This window comes from Mycobacterium sp., from assembly GCF_032162105.1.
Taxonomy (GTDB): Bacteria; Actinomycetota; Actinomycetes; order Mycobacteriales; family Mycobacteriaceae; genus Mycobacterium.
Genome location: NZ_JAVRPS010000222.1, coordinates 1 through 5,960, shown reverse-complemented (window position 1 = coordinate 5,960; position 5,960 = coordinate 1). Strand labels below are relative to the sequence as shown.

Sequence of the window (5,960 nt, the reverse complement as noted above, 5' to 3'; positions counted from 1 at the left end):
CAAGCCGCCCTCGGCATGTCGAGCATCGGGCAGAAAGACGTCGCAATGACCCCGCTGCAGAACGCCGTGGTGGCCGCCACGATCGCCAACGACGGGGTCAGGATGGCGCCCTATCTGGTCGATGACCTGAAGGGCCCCGACTTGGCCAACATCAGCACCACCACTCCTCAGGAAGTCCGGCGGGCAGTGTCCTCACAGGTCGCTACTACACTTACGGATCTGATGATTGGCGCCGAGCAGGCGACTCAGCAGAAGGGGGCCATCGCCGGCGTGCAGATCGCTTCCAAGACGGGCACCGCCGAGCACGGCACCGACCCGCGCAACACTCCGCCCCATGCCTGGTACATCGCGTTTGCACCGGCCAAGGCCCCCAAGGTCGCCGTCGCGGTTCTCGTGGAGAATGGTGGCGACCGATTGTCCGCCACCGGCGGTGCGCTGGCCGCGCCGATCGGCCGGGCCACCATCGCTGCAGCGCTGCGGGAGGGATCATGAGCGCGCGCGTCGGAGTGACGCTGTCCGACCGCTACCGGTTGCAGCGGCTGATCGCCACCGGCGGCATGGGCCAGGTGTGGGAGAGCGTCGACACCCGGCTGGGCCGCCAGGTCGCCATCAAGGTGCTCAAGGCGGAGTTCTCCTCCGATCCCGAGTTCGTCGAGCGGTTCCGCGCTGAAGCCCGCACCGTCGCCATGCTCAACCACCCCGGCATCGCCAGCGTGTACGACTACGGCGAGACCGAACTGGACATCGGCGAGGGACGCACCGCCTACCTGGTGATGGAACTGGTCAACGGTGAACCGCTCAACGCGGTGATCAAGCGCACCGGGCGGCTGTCGCTACGGCACGCGCTCGACATGCTCGAGCAGACCGGCCGGGCCCTGCAGGTCGCCCACACCGCCGGGCTGGTGCACCGTGACGTCAAGCCGGGCAACATCCTCATCACGCCCACCGGGCAGGTGAAGCTCACCGACTTCGGCATCGCCAAGGCCGTGGACGCCGCGCCCGTGACCCAGACCGGCATGGTCATGGGCACCGCGCAGTACATCGCGCCGGAACAGGCGCTCGGCAAGGACGCCACCGCGGCCAGCGACGTCTACTCACTCGGCGTCGTCGGGTACGAAACCCTCGCAGGCCGGCGGCCGTTCACCGGCGAAGGCGCGCTGACCGTGGCGATGAAGCACATCAAGGAACAGCCCGCGCCGCTGCCCGCCGATCTGCCGCCCAACGTGCGCGAACTGATCGAGATCACCCTGGCCAAGGAACCCGGCCACCGCTATCGCTCCGGCGGGCCGTTCGCCGACGCCGTGGCCGCCGTGCGCGCCGGGCGACGACCGCCCCGGCCGAACCACGCGCCGTCCATCGGCCGCGCCGCTCCGGCGGCGATTCCGTCGGTCACGCAGGCCCGCGCCGTCGCCGACTACGGCAGCAGACCAGCGGCCGCCGCCCGGCCCCGCCCCGTGACGGGCAGCCACCGCACTCCGGTACCGCAGCGTCGCACCTTCTCACCCGGTCAGCGCGCCCTGTTGTGGGCGGCCGGGGTGCTCGGAGCGCTGGCCATCGTCATCGCGATCCTGATCGTGCTCAACGCCCAGGATCGCAAGGCCAACCAGTCGCCGCCGCCCACGATCACCAACACCAGCACCACCGTCATACCCCCACCGCCTCCTGCATCGCCGAGTGCCATGCCCGGCCCGGAGTGGCTAGATCAGGGGCCGATCGGTATTGATGGAGACAACAGCGCAGCCGCCCTACCCCTGGCTGCCTTAGAACAGACATGGCAATGACCACCCCTCAACACCTGTCCGACCGCTACGAACTCGGCGACATCCTCGGTTTCGGTGGCATGTCCGAGGTCCACCTCGCGCGTGATGTCCGGTTGCACCGCGACGTGGCGGTCAAGGTGCTGCGCGCGGACCTGGCCCGTGACCCGAGTTTCTACCTGCGCTTCCGCCGGGAAGCCCAGAACGCCGCGGCACTGAACCACCCGGCGATCGTCGCGGTCTACGACACCGGCGAGGCCGAGACCCCGACGGGGCCGCTGCCCTACATCGTGATGGAGTACGTCGAAGGCGTCACGCTGCGCGACATCGTGCACACCGAGGGTCCGATGGAGCCCCAGCGGGCCATCGAGGTCATCGCCGACGCGTGTCAGGCGCTGAACTTCAGCCACCAGCACGGCATCATCCACCGCGACGTCAAACCCGCCAACATCATGATCAGCAACGCAGGCGCGGTGAAGGTGATGGACTTCGGCATCGCCCGCGCACTGGCCGACAGCGGCAATCCGGTGACCCAGACCGCCGCGGTGATCGGCACCGCGCAGTATCTGTCCCCCGAGCAGGCCCGTGGCGAGACGGTCGACGCCCGTTCCGACGTGTACTCGCTGGGCTGCGTGCTCTACGAGATCCTCACCGGGGAGCCGCCGTTCGTCGGTGACTCGCCGGTCGCGGTGGCCTACCAACACGTCAGGGAGGATCCGGTCGCGCCGTCCCAGCGCCACGACGGCATCTCCCCCGAGCTCGACGCCGTGGTGCTCAAGGCGCTGGCCAAGAACCCCGAGAATCGGTATCAGACCGCCGCGGAGATGCGCACCGACCTGATCCGCGTGCACAGCGGCGAAGCCCCCGACGCCCCGAAGGTGTTCACCGACGCAGAGCGCACCTCGCTGATGACGTCGCCGCCGCCAACGCGCGGCCGCGCGCAGCCGACCGAACACATTCCCACTCACCAGCCCGGCTACGTCGAGCGCGATCGCGGCGGGTCCATCGGCCGGTGGCTGATCGCAGTCGCGGTGCTGGCGGTGCTGACCGTCGTGGTGACCGTCGGGATCAACATGATCGGCGCCAACCCCCGCGATCAGCAAGTACCCGACGTAAAGGGGCAGGCGGAGCTGGATGCCACCGCGGCCCTGCAGAACCGCGGGTTCAAGACCCACATTCAGCGGAACCCCGATTCCACGGTGCCGCCCGGCCGCGTGATCAACACCGACCCCCCCGCCAACGCTGCAGTGGCCGCAGGGGACGACATCGCGATCAACGTGTCGACGGGCCCCGAGCAGGCCGAGGTGCCCGACGTGAAGGGTCTGTCGCCTGCCGAGGCGGAGCGCAAGCTCAAGAGCGCCGGCTTCGAGAACGTCACGCAGGCCCCGTCAGCCTCGACGCCAGAGTTGAAGGGCCGCGTCATGTCCACCAACCCACAGGCCAATTCGACGTCGGCGATCACGAACGTGATCACGATCATCGTGGGCACGGGCCCGGGGAGCAAGGTAATTCCGGGCTGTGTGGGCCAGACCGTCGACATTTGCAAACAGATCCTCAACGCGTCCGACTTCCCGAACACGCTGCCCGTCCCGGTCGACGGCACCGAGCCCGCCGGGCAGGTCGTAGGCACCGAACCAGCTGCGGGACAGAACGTTCCGGTGGACACCATGATCCAGATCCAGGAATCCAAGGGCAATCAGTTCGTAATGCCGAATCTGGTGGGACAGTTCTGGGTCGACGCGGAGCCGCTGCTGCGTAACTCCTACGGTTGGACGGGTGGCCTGATCAAGGGACCAAACGCACAGAACAGCGGCGTGCCATCCAACGGGGTAGCGACTCAGAGTCCGTCGCCGGGTACCCCGCTGAAATTCAGCGACTCGATCACGCTGAGCTTCGCGCAGTAGCCGCGCGCACCGTATCGGCCACCTCGCGTTCGAGCTGGGCCACCAGCGCCTCAGCGGGCGGCGTTCCGCACAGCGTCAGCCAGTTGGCCAGCATCCGGTGACCCCCCTCGGTCAGGATCGACTCGGGGTGGAACTGGACGCCGTGGATCGGCAGGTCGACGTGCTGCACGCCCATGATGACGCCTCCCTCGGTGCGCGCGGTGACCTGTAGAACCTCGGGGAGCGTGTCCGGCAGGATCGTCAGCGAGTGATAACGCGTGGCCGTGAAGGGGTCCGGGAGTCCTTGCAGCACACCGATATTCGCGTGGTACACGCTGCTGGTCTTGCCGTGCAGCAGCTCGGGTGCGCGGTCGACGGTGCCCCCGAACGCCACCCCGATGGCCTGGTGCCCGAGGCAGACGCCGAGCAGTGGGGTCGTCGCGGCCGCGCACGCCCGCACCAGCGGGATTGACACGCCTGCGCGCTCCGGCGTGCCGGGGCCGGGGCTGAGCAGGATGCCGTCGAACTCGTCGGCCGCCGCACGGATCTCCCCGTCGCCCGCGAGCCGGTCGTCGTCGTTGCGCCAGACCTCCGCGTTCACCCCGAGCTGCCCCAGGTACTGGACCAGGTTGAACACGAAGCTGTCGTAGTTGTCGACGACGAGAACCCGCATCAGACCAGATTACTGGTGTCCTCAGTAGCCGAGGGGACCGGCGGGCTTGGCGAAGCGCATCCGCACCGGGGCCGCGTGCCCGACCAACTCGACGCGGTCCCGCGGTTGTTCGGTGTAGCCCAGTCCGTACCGCACCACGTACTGCTTGTAGAGGATGACCAACGGCGCCGCGGCGAGAGCCGACCGCATGGCTGAGACGTCACCGATCGCGGTGATGACGTACGGGGGACCGTAGGTGCGCCCGTTGAGCAGCAGGGTGTTGCCCACGCAGCGCGGAGCGGACGTGCCGATGATCCGCTGGTCCTGCATCTGGATGCCTTCGGCGCCCGCGGTCCACAGCGCGTTCAGCACCGCCTGGACGTCCTGCTGATGGACCACCAGGTCGTCGGGGGAGGCGTCGCCGGGGAATCGGCCCTCGGCGTCGCGCTGCGCGTCGGTCAGGGTGATCACCAGACCTGGCCCCCGCATGGGATCCAGGCCTGCGTCGGCGGCGAGGCCGTCGGCCCGGACGGTGATGGCGGCCAGCGCGGCGTCGGCGCCGGGGGAGCCGCCGTGACGGGTATCGATCTGGGTCACCAACGCGTCGCGCTCGCCGGAGAGCCGGTCGACCGACCGCTGGGCATCGCGCACCAGGTCGACGAGCCGGGGCGCGTCGCTGCGACGGATCTCGCCACCGTCGGAGGCGGTGTGGGTGGCGGCCAGGAGCAGGCCGGCGCACAGGCAGACCGCTGGTACGCCGAAGCGCCAGGCGGAGCGGCGTGTGGTGCTCATCGCCCCCTCCTCGGTGGCCTTGGGATTTCTCTGCCGGACGGCGTGCTGGGTTAGGCTCTCAAGTGCATCCGCTCCATCGTCGCACCCGCGACGCCGACTGTCCGCGAAGGTACCCATGCCCAAGTCCAAGGTTCGCAAGAAGAGCGACTTCACCGCCCACTCGGTGAGTCGCACTCCGGTCAAGGTCAAGGCCGGGCCGTCGAGCATGTGGTTCGTCGTGCTGTTCATCGGACTGATGCTGCTCGGCCTGATGTGGCTGCTGGTGTTCCAGTTGGCGGCTACCAACCCGGTGGACGCGCCGAGTTTCCTGAAGTGGATGGCCGACCTCGCCCAGTGGAACTACGCCATCGCGTTTGCCTTCATGATCACCGGTCTGTTGCTCACGATGCGCTGGCGGTGAGCGTCCTTCCCGCAAGGATGCATTCAAAGTGGTCTCGGTGCGTTACCCATTCCGCAACCTTTTCGTCACCCAATCACATCGTTGTGATTCATCCCCATTGGGGATAGCGCCTGTGGATAACCCCATACGCCACGGTTAGAGGGTGTTAAGAAGCGATGCAGCAAACTGAGTGGAGCCCGTCGACCGCTGGAATCGCAGCGTGTGGGTTTCTGGGTCTGATAATGGCTATCGGCGTTGTGACCGTAGTCACAGATGCCCCCGGTCGCATCCTCGGGGGCATTGCCGCGGTGGGACTCCTCGCGTTTGCAAGCATGTCCTGGCGGGCGCGGCCAAAGCTGGCAATCACGCCTGACGGCCTGGTGATCCGCGGGTGGTGGCGCACCGATCTGCTGCACCGCGACGACATCGCGAAGATACGCATCACGGAGTTCCGTCGTATCGCGCGCAAGGTGCGGCTGCTGGAGCTCGACACGGCC

Annotated in this window: 6 protein-coding genes and 1 pseudogene; 5 read left to right on the top strand and 2 right to left on the bottom strand. The window is 68.0% G+C overall.

The annotated features are described in order from the left end of the window. From pbpA to pknB, 3 genes and pseudogenes are all read left to right on the top strand, one after another. Positions 1 to 492: pseudogene (gene pbpA / locus QOC69_RS11240) on the top strand (D,D-transpeptidase PbpA); the annotation flags it as partial. Further along, entirely contained in the window at positions 489 to 1,781 is a 1,293-nt protein-coding gene (locus QOC69_RS11235) for a protein kinase domain-containing protein (protein WP_526439373.1), read from the top strand. The pseudogene pbpA and the gene QOC69_RS11235, both read left to right, overlap by 4 nt. Next, positions 1,778 to 3,661 carry a Stk1 family PASTA domain-containing Ser/Thr kinase gene (gene pknB, locus QOC69_RS11230; protein ID WP_526439371.1) on the top strand — a complete coding sequence of 628 codons (1,884 nt, stop codon included), beginning with the start codon at positions 1,778 to 1,780 and terminating at the stop codon, positions 3,659 to 3,661. The genes QOC69_RS11235 and pknB overlap by 4 nt, the downstream gene beginning before the upstream one ends. Here pknB and QOC69_RS11225 read toward each other — a convergent pair. Together QOC69_RS11225 and QOC69_RS11220 are read right to left on the bottom strand one after the other, a co-directional pair. Continuing rightward, entirely contained in the window at positions 3,639 to 4,313 is a 675-nt protein-coding gene (locus QOC69_RS11225) for an aminodeoxychorismate/anthranilate synthase component II (RefSeq protein ID WP_526439369.1), read from the bottom strand. The genes pknB and QOC69_RS11225 overlap by 23 nt on opposite strands. 21 nt (positions 4,314 to 4,334) lie before the next feature. After that, positions 4,335 to 5,084: a DUF881 domain-containing protein gene (locus QOC69_RS11220; RefSeq protein ID WP_526439367.1), complete on the bottom strand. Its 750-nt coding sequence runs from the start codon at positions 5,082 to 5,084 to the stop codon at positions 4,335 to 4,337. 115 nt (positions 5,085 to 5,199) lie between these two features. Here QOC69_RS11220 and crgA point away from each other — a divergent pair, with 115 nt between their 5' ends. Both crgA and QOC69_RS11210 read left to right on the top strand, forming a co-directional pair. Further along, positions 5,200 to 5,484 carry a cell division protein CrgA gene (gene crgA, locus QOC69_RS11215; protein ID WP_526439365.1) on the top strand — a complete coding sequence of 95 codons (285 nt, stop codon included), beginning with the start codon at positions 5,200 to 5,202 and terminating at the stop codon, positions 5,482 to 5,484. A 155-nt stretch (positions 5,485 to 5,639) separates the two neighbouring features. Further along, positions 5,640 to 5,960, top strand: a 321-nt coding sequence (locus QOC69_RS11210) for a PH domain-containing protein (RefSeq protein WP_526439363.1), incomplete at its 3' end; no start/stop codon positions are given.

Excerpts from the sequence above, each read along its gene's own strand:
- QOC69_RS11235 (WP_526439373.1), top strand. The coding sequence starts at position 489 with ATGAGCGCGCGCGTCGGAGTGACGCTGTCCGACCGCTACCGGTTGCAG.
- pknB (WP_526439371.1), top strand. The coding sequence starts at position 1,778 with ATGACCACCCCTCAACACCTGTCCGACCGCTACGAACTCGGCGACATC.
- QOC69_RS11225 (WP_526439369.1), bottom strand. The coding sequence starts at position 4,313 with ATGCGGGTTCTCGTCGTCGACAACTACGACAGCTTCGTGTTCAACCTG.
- QOC69_RS11220 (WP_526439367.1), bottom strand. The coding sequence starts at position 5,084 with ATGAGCACCACACGCCGCTCCGCCTGGCGCTTCGGCGTACCAGCGGTC.
- crgA (WP_526439365.1), top strand. The coding sequence starts at position 5,200 with ATGCCCAAGTCCAAGGTTCGCAAGAAGAGCGACTTCACCGCCCACTCG.